Genomic DNA, 19,820 nt, shown 5'->3' on the forward strand with positions numbered 1-19,820 from the left:
GGCCTCCCTGTGGCGGACGCGGTGCGTGGCGTTACAGCTTGCAGCCGCGGGCGGGGTCGGCCAGCTTCTGAACCGCGACTTCGACGACCTTGTTCTCCAGGCCATCGACGCGGCGCAGGTAGATGTCCTGCACCGGGTTGCCCGCCTTGGACAGCGTGAACGAGCCGCGCGGGCTGTCGACGGTTGCCGTGCGCATGGCGCTGCGAAAGGCTTCCTTCTTCGAGAAATCGCCCTTCACGGCCGTGAGGCCCGACTGCATGAGCTGCGCGGCGTCATAGCCTTGCACCGCATAGACGTCCGGCTGCATCTTGTACGCCTTGGAATAGTCGGCACGGAACGCGTTGTCGCGCGGCGTGTTCAGGCCGTCGGCATAGTGCAGCGTGGTCAGCAGCCCCTGCGCGGATGCGCCCTGCGCCTGCAGCGTGCCGTCCGTCAGGAAACCCGAGCCGTACAGCGGAATCGTCTTGTCCAGGCCGGCCGCGTGGTAGTCCTGCACGAATTTCACGGCGCCGCCGCCCGCAAAGAAGGTGAAGACCATGTCGGGCTTGAGCGCGGCAATCTCCGTCAGCAGCGACTGGAACTCCACGTTGGGAAACGGCAGGCTCAGTTCGCGCACGACCTTGCCGCCGGCCTTCTCGAAGCCTTCCTTGAAGCCGCCGATGGCCTCGTCGCCCGCCGCGTATTTCCACGTGATTGTCACGGCCGTCTTGTGGCCCTTGGCATAGGCCACCGGTCCCATCGCATAGGCCGGTTGCCAGTTGGTGAACGAGGTGCGGAAGATGCCGGGGCCGCACAGCGGGCCGGTGATCGCGTTCGCCCCGGCGTTGGTCACGATGAGTGTGGTGTCGGCGTCCTTGGCCGCCTTGGCCAGCGCCATCGCCACGCCCGAATGCACCGTGCCGATCAGCACGTCCACCTGGTCGCGCTTGATGAGGCGGTTGGCGTTCTCCGCAGCCTTGGCCGGATTGGATTCGTCGTCCACCTTGAAGTATTCGATCTCGCGCCCGCCCAGCTTGCCGCCCTGCTCGGCGACGTAGAGCTTGAAGCCGTTCTCGATGGCGTTGCCCAGCGCGGCGAAGGTGCCGCTGTAGGGCAGCATGAAGCCGACCTTGAGCTTATCGTCGGCATGCGCGCCGCTTGCGGCGATCGTCAGGGCGGCGGCCAGCGCAGCCCGGGTCAGGACGTGGTTCATGGTTTGTCTCCGTGCTTGTTATGGGCTAACGCCGGGCCGATCGCGCGGCCTGGGTCAACCGGGTTTTTCCAGCGCGCCCACAAAGCGTGCGACGGCCTGGACAACGGTGGTGGGTTGATCCCGGTGCGGCGAATGCCCGCACGCCGGTATCTCCAGCAATTCGGTCTGCGGCGCGCGCCGGCGGATGCCGCGCACCTGCTCCAGCGTGCCGTATTCGTCGTCCATGCCCTGGATGGCCAGCACGGGACAGGTGATACGGTTCAGTTCGCCTTCGATGTTCCACGCGCGGAATTCGGGCTTCAACCAGATGTCGTTCCAGCCCCAGAATGCCGAGTCCACATCCTGGTGATGACGCCCCAGCCGCGCACGCAGGTCCGATTCCAGATAGGCCTGCCGCGCCTGCGCGATGCTGGCCACCGAGATGTCCTCGACAAAGATGTGGGGCGCGGCCGCGACCACGCCGGCGACCTTATCCGGATACCGCGCGGCGTACAGCAATGCGATCGAGCCGCCGTCGCTATGGCCGAACAACACGGGCTTGTCGTGGTGCGCGTTCACGCCCAAAACTTCAAGCAGGGCGGACAGCACCTCGTGCGCCTCGCGATGCATGAAGTCCACAGGCCAGGCTTCGCGCAGCGGGCGCGCGGTGGACTGGCCATAGCCGTAGCGCGAATACACCAGGCCGCGGCAGCCGGCCGCCTCGCAGACGCGTTGCGGAAAGTCCTTCCACATCGACACCGATCCCAGCCCCTCGTGCAGGAACACGATGAGCGGCGTATGAACGCGTTCCGGCGCGATCCACGCGCATTCCAGCCGCATGTCGCGGCCGCGCGCGTGGAGGGTGGCAAAGACCGTGGCAGCCCCGGTGGCGGTGGTCATAGCGCGGCCTCTTCCAGCGCGCGCAGGCGGAACCGCTGGATCTTACCGGTGGCGGTCTTGGGCAGTTCTTCCAGGAAATCGATCTGGCGCGGGTACTTGAACGGCGCCAGATGCTGCTTCACGTAATGCTGCAAGGCGGCGCCAGTCTGCGCGTCGGGCTCGAAGCCGGCGCGCAGCACCACATAGGCCTTCGTCTTGACCAGGCCGTCGTGATCCGGCACGCCGATCACAGCGGCTTCCAGCACCGCCTCGTGCTGGATCAGGATGTTCTCGACTTCCACCGGCGACACGTACTGGCCGCTGACCTTGATCATGTCGTCGCTGCGGCCGGCGTAGGTGTAGTAGCCGTCTGGATCGCACACGTACTTGTCGCCGCTTTTCAGCCAGTCGCCCAGGAAGCACTGACGCGTCTTGTCGCGGTTGTTCCAGTACATCAGCGCGGCGCTGGGGCCCTTGATGTAGAGATCGCCGATGGCGCCCGGCGCAACCGGCGCGCCATTGTCGTCGCGCAATTGCACCTCGTAGCCGGGCACGGGCTTGCCCGTGGTGCCGTAGCGCAACTGGCCTGCGCGGTTCGAAATAAAGATGTGCAGCATCTCGGTCGAGCCGATGCCGTCCAGGATTTCGCAACCGAAATGGCGCGTGAAGCGCTCGCCGATGTCGCGCGGCAGGGCTTCGCCGGCGGACGTGCAGACGCGCATGGCCACCTGCTCGCGGGCGGGCAGGTCGGGCGAGGCCAGCATGCTGGCATACAGCGTCGGCACGCCATAAAAAACCGTGGGACGATGCCGGACCAGACGCTGGAACACGGCCTGCGGCGTGGGGCGCTCGGCCATCAGCACGACGGTGGCGCCCACCGACAGCGGAAACGTCAGGCCATTGCCCAGGCCGTACGCAAAGAACAGCTTCGCAGCCGAGAACGCCACGTCGTCTTCGCGGATGCCGAGCACGGGTTTGGCATAGAGTTCGGCCGTGTGCCAGAGATTGCCGTGCGTGTGCACCACGCCCTTGGGCTTGCCCGTGGACCCGGACGAGTACAGCCAGAACGCAATCTCGTCGGACAGCGTCCGCGCGGCGGGCGCGAGCGGGGCGGCCGCCAGCAGGGATTCGAATTCGTGGGCGCCGTCCGGCAGGTTTGCGCCCGGCTGCGAAACGACCAGGTGTTCGATATCCGCCGGGGCCTGGGCCAGCGCCGATTGCAGCACCGGCAGCAATGCGCCCGACACGAACACGGCCCGAACGCGGCTGTGCGCAATGATGTAGGCGTAGTCGTCGGCGGTGAGCAGCGTGTTCACGGCCACCGGCACCACGCCGGCGTGCAGCGCGCCCAGGAACACCACCGGCCAGTCGGCCGTGTCCTGCATCAGCAACAGGATGCGTTCCTCGCGGCGCAGGCCCAGATTGCGCAGTGCTCCGGCCATGCGGGCCACGCGCTCGGCCAGATCTCCGTACGTGAGCTGGCGGGTGTCGTCGATGTAGGCCAGCTTGTTGGCGCGCGGCGCGTTCAGCGCTGCCAGGTGGCTGGCGAAATTCAGTTCGGCGGGGCAGGTGTTCACGGTTGTCTCCTGATGTCCTGGTGGGCGGACGCCGTGCCTGTGGTTGTTGTTGGCGGCAGGGCGGGTCTCCGAACCGGCTGTCAGCCGGGGCGCGTGAATTCGATGGCCCCGCCGGGCAGCAGATACAGCACCAGGGCGCGGCCCTGCGTCACGGTGGGACAGTGCGCCGACCCCGGGCCGTAGACCAGCCAGCCGGCCCCGTGGCCATCAAAGCGGGCGTCTTCGGTGAGCGGCATGATCATGTCGATCTCGCCATTGGGATGCGCGTGGTGCGGGCCGGCCAGGTCGATCATGTCGACGACGTCCACCGAGCAGCCGCCCAGGTCATCGGCGGGCTTGATGACCCGGCCGTACTTGATGCCGCCGCCTTCGCGGTTGCACATCCAGCCGTCGGCCACGCCCTGCCTACAGGTGGCAAAGATGTCCTGGAACAGCGCGCTGTCCGGACCGGCCGCGTCATTGAGCCGGGCCTGCAGCGCTGCATCCAGCGGCTGGCCGGCCGTCAGACGCGTCACGTCGCGCATCAGGGCATGGAATTGGTCAGGCGTACTCACCAGGCGGCTCCTTTACACTGTCGGCGCTCGGCAGTCCTGTGGACTGCTGTTTTTTTGCACCGGATCGGCTGTGGACTCGTTGGATGGAAAAATAGTGCTTCCGTTGATGTGGGTCAAGCACTATAGTGCATAAAAGAGCGGTAATCAGGGTTTTTGCGGAGTCAGTCGAACCATGAATCAAGCGCTAGACACGGCGCCCATCGAACCCCGGCGCGAGCCCTTTCTGATCGCCCTGGGCGAGCGCGTGCGCCGCCTGCGCGCCATCCGCGGCATGACGCGCAAGGGGCTGTCCCAGGCGACCGGCGTGTCCGAACGCCACCTGGCCAATCTGGAGCACGGCGTCGGCAACGCGTCGATCCTGGTGTTGCTGCAGATTGCGCGCGCCTTCAATTGCGCGCTGGCCGAACTGGTTGGCGACGTGACCACGGAATCGCCCGACTGGTTGCTGATCCGGGAATTGCTCAGCGGGCGCACCGAATCCGATCTGCAGCGTGCGCGCGAGGCGCTGACGCAATTGTTTGGCGTGGGCGCCGGAGCCCAGCGCCCAAACCGTACGCAGCGCGTGGCGCTCATCGGCCTGCGCGGTGCGGGCAAGTCGACGCTGGGCCAGATGTTGGCCGACGATCTTGGCTACCCCTTCGTGGAACTGAACCGCGAGATCGAGCGGGTGGCCGGCTGCGGCATCCTGGAGATCCACAACCTTTACGGTCCCAATGCCTATCGCCGCTACGAACGGCGCGCGCTGGAAGAGGCCGTGCAGATCTACCCGGAAATGGTGCTGGCGACGCCTGGCGGTCTGGTGTCCGAACCCGCAACCTTGAACCTGCTGCTGACCCACTGCTATACGGTCTGGCTGCGCGCCACGCCCGAAGAGCACATGAGCCGCGTCATGGCGCAGGGCGACTTCCGCCCGATGTCGGGCAACAACGAAGCGATGGCTGACTTGAAGCGCATCCTGGCCGGACGCGAAGCGTTCTATGCCAAGGCCGATCTGACCTGGGTGACCAGCAATCTGGAAGTGCCCGAAAGCTTTGCCGGTCTGCGTACGCAGGTGCGCAAGGCTTGCGGGCTGCCGCTATAGCGCTGCACCGCCCGCTCGCCCGGTTGATGTGCGATAAGGCCGCCCCTTCGAGGGCGGCCTTTTGCTTTCCGCCTCCCGTCCTTCGGGATCTGCACTTTTCTGCATATTCCGCTTGACGCTCCAAATCGCCTGCACTAATCTGCATAATAATTCATGTGGTGCAGTATTTTTCCTGTCCGAGCACAGGGCGTATGAGGAGACACACTATGAGCAGCCCCATCAGCCGGGTCGACTTTCGAACCGATCCCGCCCAGTACCGGCATTGGCGCCTGGCCTTCGACGGTGCGGTCGCGACATTGGCCATGGATGTCGCCGAAGACGGCGGCCTGCGCCCCGGCTACAAGCTCAAGCTCAATTCGTACGACCTGGGCGTCGACATCGAACTGCATGACGCCCTGCAGCGCATCCGTTTCGAACACCCCGAAGTGCGCAGCGTGGTCGTCACCAGCATGAAGGACCGGATCTTCTGTTCCGGCGCCAACATCTTCATGCTGGGCTTGTCCACCCACGCCTGGAAGGTGAACTTCTGCAAGTTCACCAACGAAACCCGTAACGGCATTGAAGACTCCAGCCGCCACGGCGGCTTGAAGTTCATTGCCGCGCTGAACGGCGCGTGCGCGGGCGGCGGGTACGAACTGGCGCTGGCCTGCGACGAAATCCTGCTGATCGACGACCGTTCGTCGTCCGTGGCCCTGCCCGAAGTGCCGCTGCTGGGCGTGCTGCCCGGCACGGGCGGCCTGACCCGCGTCACGGACAAGCGCCGCGTGCGGCACGATCATGCCGACATCTTCTGCACGCTGGTCGAGGGCGTGCGCGGGCAACGCGCCAAGGACTGGCGGCTGGTGGACGACGTGGTCAAGCCAGCCCGCTTCGAGGAAGAAGTCCGCGCCCGCGCACTGGCGCTGGCGCAGGACAGCCACCGCCCGGCGGACGAGCAGGGCGTGTCGCTGACGCCGCTGCAACGCACCGAGACCGAGACCAGCCTGTCCTATCGCTACGTCGACGTGCAACTTGACCGCGAAAAGCGTCAGGCGACGTGGACGGTTCGCGCGCCGCAAGGCCGCGTCGAAACGGAATTGCAGGCCATCGTTGCCGCGGGCGCCGCCTGGTGGCCGCTGCAGATGGCGCGCGAACTGGATGACGCCATCCTGTCGATGCGCACCAACGAGCTGGACATCGGCACCTGGATCCTGAAGACCGAGGGCGACGCCGAGGCGGTGCTTGCGGCCGACGCGGCGCTGGAACGGCACGCCGACCACTGGTTCGTGCGCGAGACCGCCGGCATGCTGCGCCGCACGCTGGCGCGGCTGGACGTGACGTCGCGCAGCCTGTTCGCGCTGATCGAACCGGGCTCGTGCTTTGCGGGCACGCTGCTGGAACTGGCGCTGGCTGCGGACCGCAGCTACATGCTGGACGTGGAGGACGACGAAGCCATCGACGCCCCGCCGCCGCAGATCGTGGTGGGCGAGCGCAATTTTGGCGCGTACCCCATGGTGAACGGCCAGAGCCGCCTGCAACGGCGCTTTTACGGCGAGACGCAGCCGCTGGAAGCGGTGCGCGCGCAGGCCGGCCGCAGCCTGCCGGCATCCGCCGCGCTGGAGCTGGGCCTCATCACCTACGCGCCCGACAGCATCGACTGGGACGACGAAGTGCGGCTGGCGCTGGAAGAGCGCCGCGCGCTGTCGCCCGATGCGTTGACCGGCCTGGAAGCCAACTTGCGTTTCGGCGGGCAGGAAACCATGGAAACCCGCATCTTCGGCCGGCTGACCGCCTGGCAGAACTGGATCTTCAACCGCCCCAACGCAGCGGGCGACAAGGGTGCGCTCAAGCTGTACGGCAAGGGCGAGCAGGCGGCATTCGACTGGAACCGCGTCTAGGCGGCTAGCGTTCGGCCAACGGGCGGCCAGGCGTCATGCGCGCCGGCCCGGTGGTCCTGAGACCCAAGCGCCGCGCGGCTGGCGCCCCATTCCAAGAATCAGGAGAGAGACATGTCCGGCATCAACTACACCGACAAGATTCCCAACAACGTCAACCTGTCCGGCGACCGTACGTTGCAGCGTGCGCTGGAGCACTGGCAGCCCAATTACCTGCAATGGTGGCAGGACATGGGGCCTGATGGCTCGCATGGTTTCGACGTCTATCTGCGCACGGCGGTCAGCGTCGAGCCCGACGGCTGGGCGCACTTCAACCATGTGCGCATGCCGGATTACCGCTGGGGCATCTTCCTGGCGCCGCAGGACGGGCAGCGCAAGATCCATTTCGGCGAAAACATCGGCCGCGACGTGTGGCAGGACGTGCCGGGCGAGCATCGCGCCAACCTGCGCCGCATCATCGTCACGCAGGGCGACACGGAACCGGCCTCGATCGAGCAGCAGCGCCATCTGGGCCTGACCGCGCCGTCGCAGTACGACCTGCGCAACCTGTTCCAGATCAACGTCGAAGAAGGGCGGCATCTTTGGGCGATGGTGTACCTGCTGCACCGTTACTTTGGACGCGACGGACGCGAGGAAGCCGATGCGCTGCTGCAGCGCAGCTCGGGCGATTCCGACAACCCGCGCATCCTGGGCGCCTTCAACGAGAAGACGCCCGACTGGCTGGCGTTCTACATGTTCACGTACTTCACCGACCGCGACGGCAAGTTCCAGTTGTGCGCGCTGGCCGAATCCAGCTTCGATCCGCTGGCCCGCACGACCAAGTTCATGCTGACCGAGGAAGCGCACCACATGTTCGTCGGCGAGTCCGGCATCTCGCGCGTCATCCAGCGCACCTGCGAAGTGATGAAGGAACTGAAGACCGACGATCCGCAAGCCGTGCGCGCGGCCGGCGTGATCGACCTGCCCACCATCCAGCGCTACCTGAACTTCCACTACAGCGTCACCATTGACCTCTTCGGCGCGGACCAGTCGTCCAACGCAGCCATCTTCTACGGATCGGGCCTGAAGGGCCGCTACGAAGAGACCAAGCGCAACGACGACCATCAGCTCAAGAACGACACGTACCGCGTGCTGAACGTCAGCAACGGCAAGCTGACGGAGATCGAGGTGCCGATGCTGAACGCGCTGAACGAAGTGCTGCGCGATGACTTCATCCGCGACTCGGTTGCCGGCATCGGCCGCTGGAACAAGGTCATCGAAAAGAGCGGCCTGGCCTTTCGCCTGCAGGTGCCGCACAAGGCGTTCAACCGCCAGATCGGCACGCTGGCCGGCATCCGCATGTCGCCCGAAGGCGAGATCGTGTCCGAATCGCAATGGCAGGCCAACCAGCACAAGTGGCTGCCCACACCGGAAGATCGCGCGTTCGTTGCGTCGCTGATGGGCCGGGTCACGGAACCGGGCAAATTCGCCAACTGGATCGCGCCGCCCGTCATGGGCGTCAACCGCCAGCCGGTGAATTTCGAGTACGTGCGTTTCAACTGATGGCCGCGCGGGCCACGTGCCCGCGCGTTTGGGAGGACGGCGATGAACGCCCCATTACCGGTGGAAGTCCTGAAGCAGCATCTGATCGATCCCGAGATCTGCATCCGCTGCAATACCTGCGAAGAGACCTGTCCGGTCGATGCGATCACGCACGATTCGAACAACTACGTGGTGGATCCGGAGATCTGCAACGGCTGCATGGCCTGCGTGCCGCCGTGCCCGACGGGTTCCATCGACAACTGGCGGCTGGTGGTGCGCGCCGAGGCCTATTCCGTGCAGGACCAGTTTGGCTGGGAAGAGCTGCCGCAGGAAAAGTCGTTGCCATTGGACGTTGCGGTTGCGGACGATGGCGCGCAGCAGGTCGCCGCGGACCCGCAGGCTGAACCGGCAACGCCGCCGGCGACGCTTGTGACGCCCGGCGCGGCAGTCCCCCCGTGGTCTGCCGCGCACCCCTATGTGAATCTCTACACGCACAAGACGCCGATTACCGCGACGGTGGTGGGCAACTACCGCGTCACCGGCGCCGACACGGAAAGCGACATCCACCACATCGTGCTGGATTTCGGCGAGCAGCCGTTTCCGGTGCTGGAAGGGCAGTCGATCGGCATCCTGCCGCCGGGCGTGGACGCGATGGGCCGGCCGCATCACGCGCGCCAGTATTCGCTGGCCAGCCCGCGCGATGGCGAACGCGCGGGCTACAACAACCTGTCGCTGACGGTAAAGCGCGTCACGCAGGATCACGGTGGAGAGGCCGCGCACGGCGTCTGCTCAAACTATCTGTGCGACCTGGCGAAGAACGACACGGTGCAGGTGATTGGCCCGTTCGGCCACACCTTCCTGATGCCGAATCATCCGAAGGCCAACCTCATCATGATCTGCACGGGCACAGGTTCCGCGCCGATGCGCGCCATGACGGAGCGCAGCCGCCGCCTGATCGGCACGGCGGACATCGGCAAGCTCATGCTTTTCTTCGGCGCGCGCACCGAACGCGAGCTGCCGTACTTCGGGCCGTTGATGAAGCTGCCGCGTGATTTCATCGACATCAACCTGGCGCTCTCGCGCGAACCCGGCCAGCCCAAGCGCTACGTGCAGGATCTGATCCGCGAGCGCGCCGCGCAGGTCCGTGGTTTGCTGGCGGACCGCAACACCTGCATCTACGTCTGCGGCCTGAAGGGCATGGAGGTCGGCGTGCTGGACGCGCTGCGCGAAGTGGTGGTGCAGTCGGGCGAGGATTGGTCTATCCTGCATGAAGCGCTGCGCCGTGAAGGCCGGCTGCACTTCGAGACTTACTGACCACAACAACAGTTGCGTGACGATCGGCGCGCCTGGGCGCGCCGTTTCGTTTGCACGGGGAAAAACAACATGAAGTTCGCGGAATTCAAGGACGGCATGGTGATCAAGGGCGGGCCGGTCACCGTGACGGAAGCGGAGATCCTGGCGTTTGCCCGCCAATTCGATCCTCAGTGGTTTCACACCGATCCGCAGCGCGCCGCGGAAGGCCGGTGGGGCGGCCTCATCGCCAGCGGTTGGCACACCTGCGCGCTGGCCATGCGCATGGCGGTCGACGCCGCCCTGCATGATTCCGAATCCTTCGGTTCGCCCGGCCTGGGCGAAGTCCGCTGGCGCACGCCGGTCCGCCCTGGCGATACCCTGCACTTGCACGCGCGCGTGCAAGGCGCGCGCCACTCGTCCTCGCGCCCGGATCTGGGCATCATCAACTGGGCGTGGACGGTCGTGAACCAGCACGACGAAAGCGTGCTGGAAATGGACGCGACCAGCCTGTTCGACCTGTCCGGCAACAACTAGGCGCGGCTTTTGTCTACCGCTTGCTCGCCTGCTTGAGAATGGCGGCCCCTTCCGGGCCGGCCGCCGCTTTCCAGGCGTTGATCGATTCCTTGGATGCGTCCTGCAACGCCTTGCGCACCGCGGGCGGCACAGCGGTGTTGATGGCCACGCCGTTTTTGCGCATGTTCGCGTAGTTCTGCTGCAGGCGGCCTTCGATGCGTTTCCACTGCTCGGTCTCGGTCTGCGCGGCCGCCTGGTCGATGGCCTTGCGCGACCGCGCATCCAGCGCCTCGTACGCCTTCAGATTCATCGTCGCTACCGAGATCGGCATGGCGTAGTTGATCTCCGCGAAGTGGGGCAGGTACTCCCACAACTTGCGGCCCGCGCCGCCGTCGCCGGAGGACAGCACCGCATTGACCTCGCCCGACGCGATGCGCGGCATGGCGTCCGCAAACGAGATGTTCTCCGCGCGCGCGCCGGCACGCTGCATGACGTCCTGCGACGTGGCGTCATAGGTGCGGATGGTCAGGCGCTTCAGCGCTGCCACGCTGTCCACCTTCTGCTTGGACCAGATGCCCGACGCCGGCCACGGCGTGGTGTAGAGCAGCTTCTGGCCATGCGCAGCCAGCAGCTTCTCGTACGCCGGACGGGCGGCCTTGTTGAGGTTGCGCGCCTTGGACAGCGAGTCCGCCAGGAAGGGCAGGGACGACACGCCGAACAGCGGATACTTCGTGGCCAGCGCGCCGGCGAAGGCGTCGCCCGCATCCACCTTGCGCGTTTGAACCGCGTCAATCATGTCGCCGGACTTGATGCCCTTGGCCGCGTCGAAACTCGTGTCGATGATGACGTTGCCCGCCGACTTGGCGCGCACCAGCTCGGCAAACGTGGACACGCCTTGGCCCGGCATGGAAGTCGCCGGGTACTCGGTGGTCATGGTGAGCGTCGTGGCGGCCTGAGCGCCGTGGGCGACGAAAGCCATGGCGATGACTGCCGCCAGGCGCAGGGGGGTGATGCCTTGCATGCGCGACTCCTCGGAAAGGGACCGGTAAAGCGTACGAGGTGTACAGGCGTACGCCTAGTCGGGCTTACGGCAATGGGCAGGCGGGGCGGGATCGGGCGTATGGCTTATTGCATTCGGACATAAAAAAGCCGCCTAAGCAGGCGGCTTTCTTCGCTACATGAGGCAGGCGATCAATAAAACGCCTGGATGCCCGTCTGCGCACGGCCCAGGATGAGGGCGTGCACGTCGTGGGTGCCTTCGTAGGTGTTGACCACTTCCAGGTTCACCAGGTGGCGGGCGACGCCGAACTCGTCGGAGATGCCGTTGCCGCCGAGCATGTCGCGCGCCAGGCGGGCGATGTCCAGCGCCTTGCCGCACGAGTTGCGCTTCATGATCGAGGTGATTTCGACGGCGGCGGTGCCTTCGTCCTTCATGCGGCCCAGACGCAGGCAGCCTTGCAGGGCCAGCGTGATTTCGGTTTGCATGTCAGCCAGCTTCTTCTGGATGAGCTGGTTGGCGGCCAGGGGGCGGCCGAACTGTTTGCGGTCCAGGGTGTACTGGCGGGCGGTGTGCCAGCAGGCCTCGGCGGCGCCGACAGCGCCCCAGGCGATGCCGTAGCGGGCGGAGTTCAGGCAGGTGAACGGACCCTTCAGGCCGGACACGCCGGGCATCATCTGGTCGGCGGACACTTCCACTTCGTCCATGACGATTTCGCCGGTGATCGACGCGCGCAGGCCGACCTTGCCGTGGATGGCGGGGGCCGACAGGCCCTTCATGCCCTTTTCAAGGATGAAGCCGCGGATCTTGCCGTCGAAGTCGCCGCCGACGCACTTGGCCCACACCACGAACACGTCCGCGATGGGCGAGTTGGTGATCCACATCTTGTTGCCGCTGACCTTGTAGCCGTCGGCCGTCTTGACGGCGCGAGTTTCCATGCCGTTGGGGTCGGAGCCGTGGTTGGGTTCGGTCAGGCCGAAGCAGCCGATCCATTCACCGCGCGCCAGCTTGGGCAGGTACTTCTTCTTTTGTTCTTCGGAGCCGAATTCGTTGATCGGCACCATCACCAGCGAGGACTGCACGCTCATCATCGAGCGGTAGCCGGAGTCGACGCGTTCGACTTCACGGGCGATCAGGCCGTAGCTGACGTAGTTCAGGCCGGCGCCACCGTATTCGACGGGGATCGTGGCGCCCAGGAGGCCCAGTTCGCCCATTTCGGAGAAGATCTCGGGATCGGTCTTCTCGTTGCGGAAGGCGTTGAGCACGCGGGGAGCCAGCTTGTCCTGCGAGTAGGCGTAGGCGGCATCGCGCACCATACGCTCTTCGTCGGTCAGTTGCTGGTCCAGCAACAGAGGATCTTGCCAGTGGAATGAGGGGTTCGAGGACATGCTGGGTCTCCGCTATGGATTTCCGTGATCGGAATCTGGAAAGTTTAAACTTAAAATAATTCGGGCGGCAAGTTGGGGTTTGCACGGCGGTGCGCCTGGGCGCCCCGCCGGTGGGGTTGCCGGCTATTCCGCCCGTGCAGGGTTCAGTGTTGGGCCTTCAGCGCCGCCTCGCGGATCTTCTCGAGGGTCGTGGACGGGCTGATGGTTTCCGGGTCGATGAAGCAGTGCAGGATCGCGGGCTTGCCGCTGGCCAATGCCCGTTCAAAGGCCGGACCGAACTGTTCGGTGGTTTCCACGCGTTCGCCGTGGCCGCCAAAGGCGCGCGCGTAGTCGGCGAAATCGGGGTTCTTGAGCTCGGTCGCGGAAATGCGGCCCGGATAGTGCTTTTCCTGGTGCATGCGGATCGTGCCGTACATCCCGTTGTCCACCAGGATCACGACGATGGGCAGGTCATACTGCACCGCCGTGGCGAATTCCTGGCCATGCATCAGGAAGCAGCCGTCGCCCGCAAAGCACACGACGGTCTTGTCGGGCCACACGCGCTTGGCGCCCACGGCCGCCGGCAGGCCGTAGCCCATGGATCCGGATGTGGGGGCCAGTTGAGTGCCAAAGCGCGTGAAGCGGTGGAAGCGATGCAGCCAGGTGGCGTAGTTGCCCGCGCCGTTGGTCATGATGGCATCGGCCGGCAACGTCTTTTCCAGGTACGCCATCACTTGGCCCAACTGCAGCGCACCGGGCGTGGTAACGGTTTCGGGGTCGCTCCATTTCAGGTACGACTCGCGCATGGCCTTGGTGCCATCGGCCCAGACCGGAGTGGCGGGCGCCTTCAGGTCCGCCAGCGACGCGGCAAAGGCGGACGGCGATGTGTTGATGGCCAGGGTAGGGCGGTACACCCGGCCCAGCTCGGCGGCATCGGGATGCACGTGCACCAGCTTTTGCTTGGGCACCGGAATATCCAGCAGCGTGTACGCCTGGCTGGGGTTTTCCGACATGCGGCCGCCCACCAGCAGGATCAGATCGGCGTCGGCCACGCGCTTGAGCAGGGCGGGATTGATGCCCAGGCCCACGTCGCCGATGAAGCACGGATGATCGGCCGGGAACAGCATCTGGCGGCGGAACGACACGGCGGTCGGCAGCGCATGGCGTTGTGCGAAGTCGGCAAACTCCTGCACGGCGCGCGCGTCCCAGCGCGTGCCGCCCAGAATGGCGACCGGGTTCTTCGCATCGGCCAGCAGTTTTTCCAGGTCGGCCAGCTGGCCGGCGGTGGGGGCGGATTCAATCACTTCGTAGCGCGGCGCGTCGGCCACCTTGGCGGCCTCGACCAGCATGTCTTCCGGCAGCGCGATCACCACCGGGCCGGGGCGGCCGGACGTGGCGATGTGGAAGGCGCGCGAGATCAGTTCGGGAATGCGTTCGACCTGATCGATCTCGGTTACCCACTTGGCCTGCGTGCCGAACACGGCGCGGTAGTCCATTTCCTGGAAGGCTTCGCGCTCGCGCATGCCGCGCTCGATCTGGCCCACGAACAGGATCATCGGCGACGAGTCCTGCTTGGAAATGTGCACACCGGCCAGCGCATTGGAGGCGCCCGGACCGCGCGTCACCATGCAGATGCCGGGCTCGCCGGTCAGCTTGCCGTGCGCGTCGGCCATCATGGCCGCGCCGCCTTCCTGACGGCACACCGTGACCTTGATGTCGGCATCGTGCAGGCCGTCCAGCACCGCCAGATAGCTTTCGCCGGGGACACAAAAGACATGTTTGACGCCATGGGCGACCAGTTGGTCGACCAGAATGTGACCGCCAAGGCGGGAATCTTGCTGGGGCATGGTGGTGTCGTGGTTAGCCTAGGGTAGAACTCCCGAGCATATGTTCCCTGGGCGCACAACGCAATTGATAAAATTGCACATTCTGTTGATCCCCCGGCACGTGGCGGCTGGTGCGCCGCCGCATGCGGGCGCACGGCGGCGGGCCGGACTTCCGGCGGTATTTCCATGAGAAACGGCATCCCCAATCTGACGGCCCTGCAGGCGTTCGAGGCCTCGGCCCGGCTGGGCAGCTTTTCGCGCGCCGCCGAAGAACTGTCGCTGACGCACAGCGCCGTCTACCGTCAGGTGGCCAGCCTGGAAGCGCGGCTGGGCGTGCAACTGTTCACGCGGGTGCGCCGCCGCATCGTGCTGACCGATCACGGCGCCGAATACGCCGGCCGGATCCGTCACCATCTTGATCAGATCGAGAAAGACACCTTTGGTCTCGTCAGCCGGACCGGCATGGGGCGCAGCATCCACATCGCCGTGGTGCCCACGCTGGCCACCACCTGGCTGATCCCGCGTCTGGCTGACTTCCAACGCGAACACGGCGACATCACCGTCAGCTTGTCCGTGCGCACCCTGCCGTTTCAATTCAAGGACCAGCCGTTCGACGGCGCGCTGTATCACGGGGACGGACTCTGGCCCGGCACGCAGGGAGGGCTGCTGTTTCCGGAACGCGAACTGGTGCCGGTCTGCGCGCCCGAATTGGCGGCGCGCGTGGCGGAGCAGGGCGGCGGCGCGCTGACCGGGATGACACATCTGCATCTGGCCTCGCGGCCCGATGCCTGGCGCCAGTGGTACACGGCCAATGGATATCTGTATGGACCGCAGGCGGCTGGCGGCCCGCGCTACGAGCTCTTCACCATGGTGATGGCGGCGGTGCAAGCCGGACTTGGCGTCGGGCTGATGCCGCGCTTTCTGGCGCAGCCCGCGCTGGACCAGGGCGCGCTTGCCATGCCGGTGCCGCAGTCGCTGGCGGTCAGCCAGGGGTATTACTTCGGCTATCCGCAACGCAGCGAACGGTCCGATGCGCTGAAGGTATTCGAGGCCTGGCTCAAGTCCGCCGCCGCAGGCGTGGGCGAGCGCCTGCCCGGCCGCGCCGCGCCGTAGAATCCCGCCATGTCCACCGCCCGCCAGCCGCTTGCCTCCCAGGCCGATATCGACGCCTTCATCGACGCCGTGTGGCTCGAAGACGGCCTGTCCGCCAACACCCTGGCCGCCTACCGGCGCGACCTGACCGGTTTTGCCCGCTGGCTTGAAGACCCCGACGCCTACGCCCGGGAACTGGCCGACCGGCACGGCGAGCCGGCGCGTGCCCAGATCCTGCCCGCCGGCCCGGCCAAGCCGATCCGCGATGCGCAGAAGGCCGATATCGAGGCCTGGTTTGCCTTCCGTCACGAAGAAACCCGGGCCACCACCGCCAACCGCCGGCTGGCCGCGCTGCGCCGCTTCTACACCTGGGCGCTGCGCGAACACCGCGCCGAGCGCGATCCCTGCCTGACGCTGGTCGCCGCCAAGCAGCCGCCGCGCATGCCCAAGACGCTGTCCGAGCAACAGGTGGACGCGCTGCTGCGCGCGCCCGACGTCAGCCAGCCGCGCGGGCTGCGCGACCGCGCCATGCTCGAAACCCTGTACGCCACGGGCCTGCGTGTGTCCGAGCTGGTCGGCGTGCGTGCCTTGGACGTCAGCCTGAACGAAGGCGTGGTGCGCGTGGTCCTGGGCAAGGGCGGCAAGGACCGCCTCGTGCCGCTGGGCGCCGAAGCCGCGCACTGGATTTCGCAGTACCTGGCCACGGCACGCCCCGAATTGGCCGCCGGCCGCGTCAGCGATGCGCTTTTCATCACCAGCCGCGCCGAGGCGATGTCGCGGCAGGCGTTCTGGCAACTCGTCAAGAAGTACGCTGTGCTCGCCGGCGTCAATGCGCCCTTGTCGCCCCATGTGCTGCGCCACGCCTTCGCCACGCATCTGCTGAACCATGGCGCCGACCTGCGCGTCGTGCAGATGCTGCTGGGCCACGCGGACATTTCCACCACGCAGATCTACACCCATGTGGCGCGCGAACGCCTGAAGGCGCTGCACGCGGCCCATCACCCACGCGGCTGACCGCCGCCATCTCCCTACCCACCGGCACAAAAATGAGCAAAGCCCGCCACGTCTCCGAAACGCCCGCCACCCAATTCCTCAAGCAGCACAAGGTGGCCTATTCCGAACACACGTATGACTACGTCGATCACGGCGGCGCCGGCGAAGCCGCGCGCCAGCTCGGTCTGGACCCGCACGCTGTCGTGAAGACGCTTGTGATGGAGGACGAATCGGCCAAGCCGCTGATCGTGGTCATGCACGGCGACCGCGAGGTCTCCACCAAGAACCTGGCGCGCCAGGCCGGCCTGAAAAAGGTCGAGCCCTGCAAGCCCGAGGTTGCGCAGCGCCATTCCGGCTATCAGGTGGGCGGCACGTCGCCGTTCGGCACGCGCAAGAAGATGCCGGTGTGGGTGGAAGCCGACGTGCTGGAGTATCCCGTGGTCTACATCAACGGCGGGCGGCGCGGCTATCTGGTGGGCATCGATCCGAAGGTGCTGGTGGACCTGCTGGGCGCGAAACCGGTGACGGTGGCGCTGGAGTAGAGAGGGAACCCGGTGGTATCCCGCTACCACCTGGTCCGCTGGCGCGGCGGGCACAATGGGTCAAGAACATCAAGAACCGGAGCCCGATCCGCGGGCAAGCAACCGGACGCCACCCTCATCCCACGGAGACAATCATGAGCAAACGACTGTTGATGCTGGTCGGCGACTACGCCGAAGACTACGAAACCATGGTGCCGTTCCAGACGCTGCTGACCGTCGGCCACACGGTGCATGCGGTCTGCCCGGACAAGAAGGCGGGTGACACGGTGGCCACGTCGATCCATGATTTCGAAGGCGCACAGACCTACACCGAAAAGCGCGGCCACAACTTCACGCTGAACTACGACTTCGATCGCGTCGAGCCCTCGTCCTACGACGGCCTGGTGATCCCCGGCGGGCGCGCGCCCGAGTACCTTCGCCTGAATGAAAAGGTGCTCGAGATCGTGCGGCATTTCGACAAGGCCAATAAGCCCATCGCCGCCGTCTGCCACGGCGCGCAGATCCTGGCTGCGGCCGACGTGCTGAAAGGCAGGACCTGCTCGGCATACCCCGCCTGCGCACCCGAGGTCCGGCTGGCGGGCGGCACCTACGCCGAGATTGCCGTCGACCAGGCCTACACGGATGGCAACCTGGTATCGGCGCCCGCCTGGCCCGCGCATCCGGCCTGGATGGCGCAGTTCCTGGCAGTGCTGGGCACCAAGATCACGCACTGACCGGGATCACGCACTGAGCGCGGCGCGCGGGCGCCGCGCTCAGCTGTCGACGTTCATTTCTTACGCCGCTGCCTCCGAGAAGCGCAGTCCAACGATTCCGATGAACGCCAGGCCAAGGAAGCAGGCCCGGGTCCAGTTCATCTCATCCTGAAACACCAGCACGCCGACAAGCACCAGCCCGATCGTTCCAATGCCGGTCCAGATGGCATAAGCCATCCCCATGGGCAATGCGCGCAAGGCCAGCGCCAGCAGGTAGATGCTGCCTAACCCCGCCATCACGGCGATGATGCTTGGCCCCGGTTTCGTCCAACCTGCATTCAGTTTGAGCGAAAGACCCATCACTATCTCCAAGGCTGCGGCAAGGAACAGATAAGTCCACGCCATGGCTCAGCCCTCGGTGGAGACAGAACGGTCTGGGGCAGCACGGGAAGCGGGCTTGTTTGCCAGAAGCCCCGCCTGTACCGCAGGCCGCGCAGCGATCACATCCAGCCAGCGCTGGACGTGGGAGTAGGATCTGATGTCCAGGTCCAACTCTTCCCAGGTCCTCAGCCAGGTGAATGCGGCGATATCGGCGATGCTGTAGTTTTCCGAGGCGATGAAGGCGGATTCGCTCAGGCGGGTATCCACGACCTGGTAAAGCCGAAGCGATTGCTTCCGGTATCGCTGTATCGCCTCGGCATTTCCCGTTGTCGAGGCATGCAGAAACCACCACAGCTGCCCCAGCATCGGGCCTATGCCGCCAATCTGGAAATGCAGCCACTGCTGCACAGCAACGCTTTCGGCCTGCGTTTCGGGCTGCAGACACCCCGTTTGCGACGACAGATAGGAAAGGATGGCGCCCGACTCGAAGACGGCGAGGCGGGCTTGTCGATCAACGATGGCGGGAATCTTGCCGTTCGGGTTGATCTTGAGGAACTCGGGTTGATGCTGGTCGCCCTTTTCAAGATCAAGATCGAACTGCTCATAGGTCAGTCCGGCTTCTTTGAGAAAGATGCTGACCTTCTGCCCGTTGGGGGTGTCTGCGGTGTACAACGCGAGATCGGCCTGTGTCATGTCTATCCTTGTTGATGAATAGCGTTGCATTTGCAATCGTTGCAAATGCAATCGTATGGCACGATGCCGCGTCGTGCAAGTGGGCCATCAACAGAGGTCAGCCATGCGTTCGCAGCGTCTTCGCTCGCCCGCATTCACGCCGCCAAGCGGGCGGGCGGCGTCTGCATGTCTTGAACAACTTGTCTGCCAGCTTCAGTTGCCTTGCGCGCGGGCAACGGCAGCGGCCTGGTCCAGCGCCGCGGCAAACTTGCCTTGCTCGTCTGCACTGAACTGGCTCAGAAACACTTCGGCAACGGTTCCTTCGTAGACCTTCCACATCTTCTTGCGCAGCGCGCGGCCTTCCTTCGTGATGGTGGCGAACGCGGCGCGGCCATCTTCAGCCGAGCGCGCGCGCTGGACCAGGCCCTCTTGCTCCAGGCGGTCGACCAGCCGCGTGAGGTTGTAGCGTTCGATCGCCAGCGCGTCGGCCAGTTCGTGCATCCGCCGTGTGCCGCCTGGCCCGCTTTCCAGTCCCCAAAGAACGTCGTACCAGGCATAGACGGGCAGCTTGGCCGCTGCCAGGCGGCTTTCGACCTCGCGGATCATCAAACGATGGGCGCGCACAAACGAGAACCAAAGATCCGCTCCGTCTTTCGCCATGGCAGGCTCCTTTCGAGTTTTAGTTGCATTTGCAATTCTAGCTGAACTAGAATTGCGCTCCATACGATTGCATTTGCAATTCATGGAGTGAATGTGGGTGACTGCGCCACGCCCGTCTGGCTGGTCGGCCGCAGC

19 protein-coding genes are annotated in these 19,820 nt (G+C 65.5%); 9 read left to right on the forward strand and 10 right to left on the reverse strand.

What is annotated here, in order from left to right:
- Positions 1-31: 31 nt before the first annotated feature.
- The 4 genes from MHZ91_RS23635 to MHZ91_RS23650 all read right to left on the reverse strand — a co-directional run bounded on the left by MHZ91_RS23635 (position 32) and on the right by MHZ91_RS23650 (position 4,181).
- On the reverse strand, positions 32-1,192 hold the full coding sequence (locus MHZ91_RS23635; protein ID WP_175125890.1) for an ABC transporter substrate-binding protein: 1,161 nt from the start codon (positions 1,190-1,192) through the stop codon (positions 32-34).
- 54 nt (positions 1,193-1,246) lie between these two features.
- Complete coding sequence (locus MHZ91_RS23640) at positions 1,247-2,071, reverse strand: alpha/beta fold hydrolase (RefSeq protein WP_239215987.1); 825 nt, start codon at positions 2,069-2,071, stop codon at positions 1,247-1,249.
- Positions 2,068-3,627, reverse strand: a complete 1,560-nt coding sequence (locus tag MHZ91_RS23645) for a benzoate-CoA ligase family protein (RefSeq protein ID WP_239215988.1) — start codon at positions 3,625-3,627, stop codon at positions 2,068-2,070. Before MHZ91_RS23645 ends, MHZ91_RS23640 begins: the two co-directional genes overlap by 4 nt.
- Positions 3,628-3,707: 80 nt before the next feature.
- On the reverse strand, positions 3,708-4,181 hold the full coding sequence (locus MHZ91_RS23650; protein WP_239215989.1) for a DUF4863 family protein: 474 nt from the start codon (positions 4,179-4,181) through the stop codon (positions 3,708-3,710).
- 172 nt (positions 4,182-4,353) lie between these two features.
- Between MHZ91_RS23650 and MHZ91_RS23655 the strand changes: the two genes are divergently transcribed.
- The 5 genes from MHZ91_RS23655 (at position 4,354) to MHZ91_RS23675 (ending at position 10,484) form a co-directional block, all read left to right on the forward strand.
- A complete protein-coding gene (locus MHZ91_RS23655; protein ID WP_175125893.1) occupies positions 4,354-5,262 on the forward strand; it encodes a helix-turn-helix transcriptional regulator in 909 nt (302 codons plus the stop codon).
- Positions 5,263-5,468: 206 nt separating this feature from the next.
- Complete coding sequence (gene boxC / locus MHZ91_RS23660; protein WP_239215990.1) at positions 5,469-7,139, forward strand: 2,3-epoxybenzoyl-CoA dihydrolase; 1,671 nt, start codon at positions 5,469-5,471, stop codon at positions 7,137-7,139.
- A gap of 111 nt (positions 7,140-7,250) precedes the next feature.
- Positions 7,251-8,678: a benzoyl-CoA 2,3-epoxidase subunit BoxB gene (gene boxB / locus MHZ91_RS23665; RefSeq protein ID WP_056570867.1), complete on the forward strand. Its 1,428-nt coding sequence runs from the start codon at positions 7,251-7,253 to the stop codon at positions 8,676-8,678.
- Between the two features lie 42 nt (positions 8,679-8,720).
- Positions 8,721-9,971, forward strand: a complete 1,251-nt coding sequence (gene boxA, locus MHZ91_RS23670) for a benzoyl-CoA 2,3-epoxidase subunit BoxA (RefSeq protein ID WP_175186271.1) — start codon at positions 8,721-8,723, stop codon at positions 9,969-9,971.
- 69 nt (positions 9,972-10,040) lie between these two features.
- Positions 10,041-10,484: a MaoC family dehydratase gene (locus MHZ91_RS23675; RefSeq protein WP_175125896.1), complete on the forward strand. Its 444-nt coding sequence runs from the start codon at positions 10,041-10,043 to the stop codon at positions 10,482-10,484.
- Positions 10,485-10,497: 13 nt separating this feature from the next.
- On the opposite strand, the gene MHZ91_RS23680 is transcribed toward MHZ91_RS23675, so the two are convergent.
- The 3 genes from MHZ91_RS23680 to MHZ91_RS23690 all read right to left on the reverse strand — a co-directional run bounded on the left by MHZ91_RS23680 (position 10,498) and on the right by MHZ91_RS23690 (position 14,674).
- Positions 10,498-11,484, reverse strand: a complete 987-nt coding sequence (locus MHZ91_RS23680; protein WP_175125897.1) for a TRAP transporter substrate-binding protein — start codon at positions 11,482-11,484, stop codon at positions 10,498-10,500.
- A 170-nt stretch (positions 11,485-11,654) separates the two neighbouring features.
- Positions 11,655-12,848 carry an acyl-CoA dehydrogenase gene (locus MHZ91_RS23685; RefSeq protein ID WP_056570859.1) on the reverse strand — a complete coding sequence of 398 codons (1,194 nt, stop codon included), beginning with the start codon at positions 12,846-12,848 and terminating at the stop codon, positions 11,655-11,657.
- Between the two features lie 143 nt (positions 12,849-12,991).
- Positions 12,992-14,674: a thiamine pyrophosphate-binding protein gene (locus tag MHZ91_RS23690; RefSeq protein WP_175125898.1), complete on the reverse strand. Its 1,683-nt coding sequence runs from the start codon at positions 14,672-14,674 to the stop codon at positions 12,992-12,994.
- A gap of 165 nt (positions 14,675-14,839) precedes the next feature.
- Between MHZ91_RS23690 and MHZ91_RS23695 the strand changes: the two genes are divergently transcribed.
- From MHZ91_RS23695 to MHZ91_RS23710, 4 genes are all read left to right on the forward strand, one after another.
- A complete protein-coding gene (locus tag MHZ91_RS23695) occupies positions 14,840-15,766 on the forward strand; it encodes a LysR substrate-binding domain-containing protein (RefSeq protein WP_175125899.1) in 927 nt (308 codons plus the stop codon).
- 9 nt (positions 15,767-15,775) lie between these two features.
- Positions 15,776-16,759, forward strand: coding sequence for a site-specific tyrosine recombinase XerD (gene xerD / locus MHZ91_RS23700; protein WP_239215991.1), 984 nt, complete (start codon positions 15,776-15,778; stop codon positions 16,757-16,759).
- Positions 16,760-16,791: 32 nt separating this feature from the next.
- Positions 16,792-17,280 (forward strand): Cys-tRNA(Pro) deacylase, encoded by a 489-nt coding sequence (gene ybaK / locus MHZ91_RS23705; protein ID WP_175125901.1) that lies wholly within the window; start codon positions 16,792-16,794, stop codon positions 17,278-17,280.
- A gap of 134 nt (positions 17,281-17,414) precedes the next feature.
- Entirely contained in the window at positions 17,415-17,993 is a 579-nt protein-coding gene (locus MHZ91_RS23710) for a DJ-1/PfpI family protein (protein WP_175125902.1), read from the forward strand.
- Between the two features lie 60 nt (positions 17,994-18,053).
- Here the strand turns inward: MHZ91_RS23710 and MHZ91_RS23715 are convergent, their stop codons facing one another.
- The 3 genes from MHZ91_RS23715 to MHZ91_RS23725 all read right to left on the reverse strand — a co-directional run bounded on the left by MHZ91_RS23715 (position 18,054) and on the right by MHZ91_RS23725 (position 19,685).
- A complete protein-coding gene (locus MHZ91_RS23715; protein ID WP_175125903.1) occupies positions 18,054-18,377 on the reverse strand; it encodes a multidrug efflux SMR transporter in 324 nt (107 codons plus the stop codon).
- A gap of 3 nt (positions 18,378-18,380) precedes the next feature.
- Positions 18,381-19,046: a glutathione S-transferase family protein gene (locus MHZ91_RS23720; protein ID WP_239215992.1), complete on the reverse strand. Its 666-nt coding sequence runs from the start codon at positions 19,044-19,046 to the stop codon at positions 18,381-18,383.
- A 192-nt stretch (positions 19,047-19,238) separates the two neighbouring features.
- A complete protein-coding gene (locus tag MHZ91_RS23725) occupies positions 19,239-19,685 on the reverse strand; it encodes a MarR family winged helix-turn-helix transcriptional regulator (RefSeq protein ID WP_239215993.1) in 447 nt (148 codons plus the stop codon).
- Positions 19,686-19,820: the final 135 nt, after the last annotated feature.

This window comes from Achromobacter sp. ACRQX (assembly GCF_022346505.1).
GTDB classification, from domain to species: domain Bacteria; phylum Pseudomonadota; class Gammaproteobacteria; order Burkholderiales; family Burkholderiaceae_B; genus Achromobacter; species Achromobacter animicus.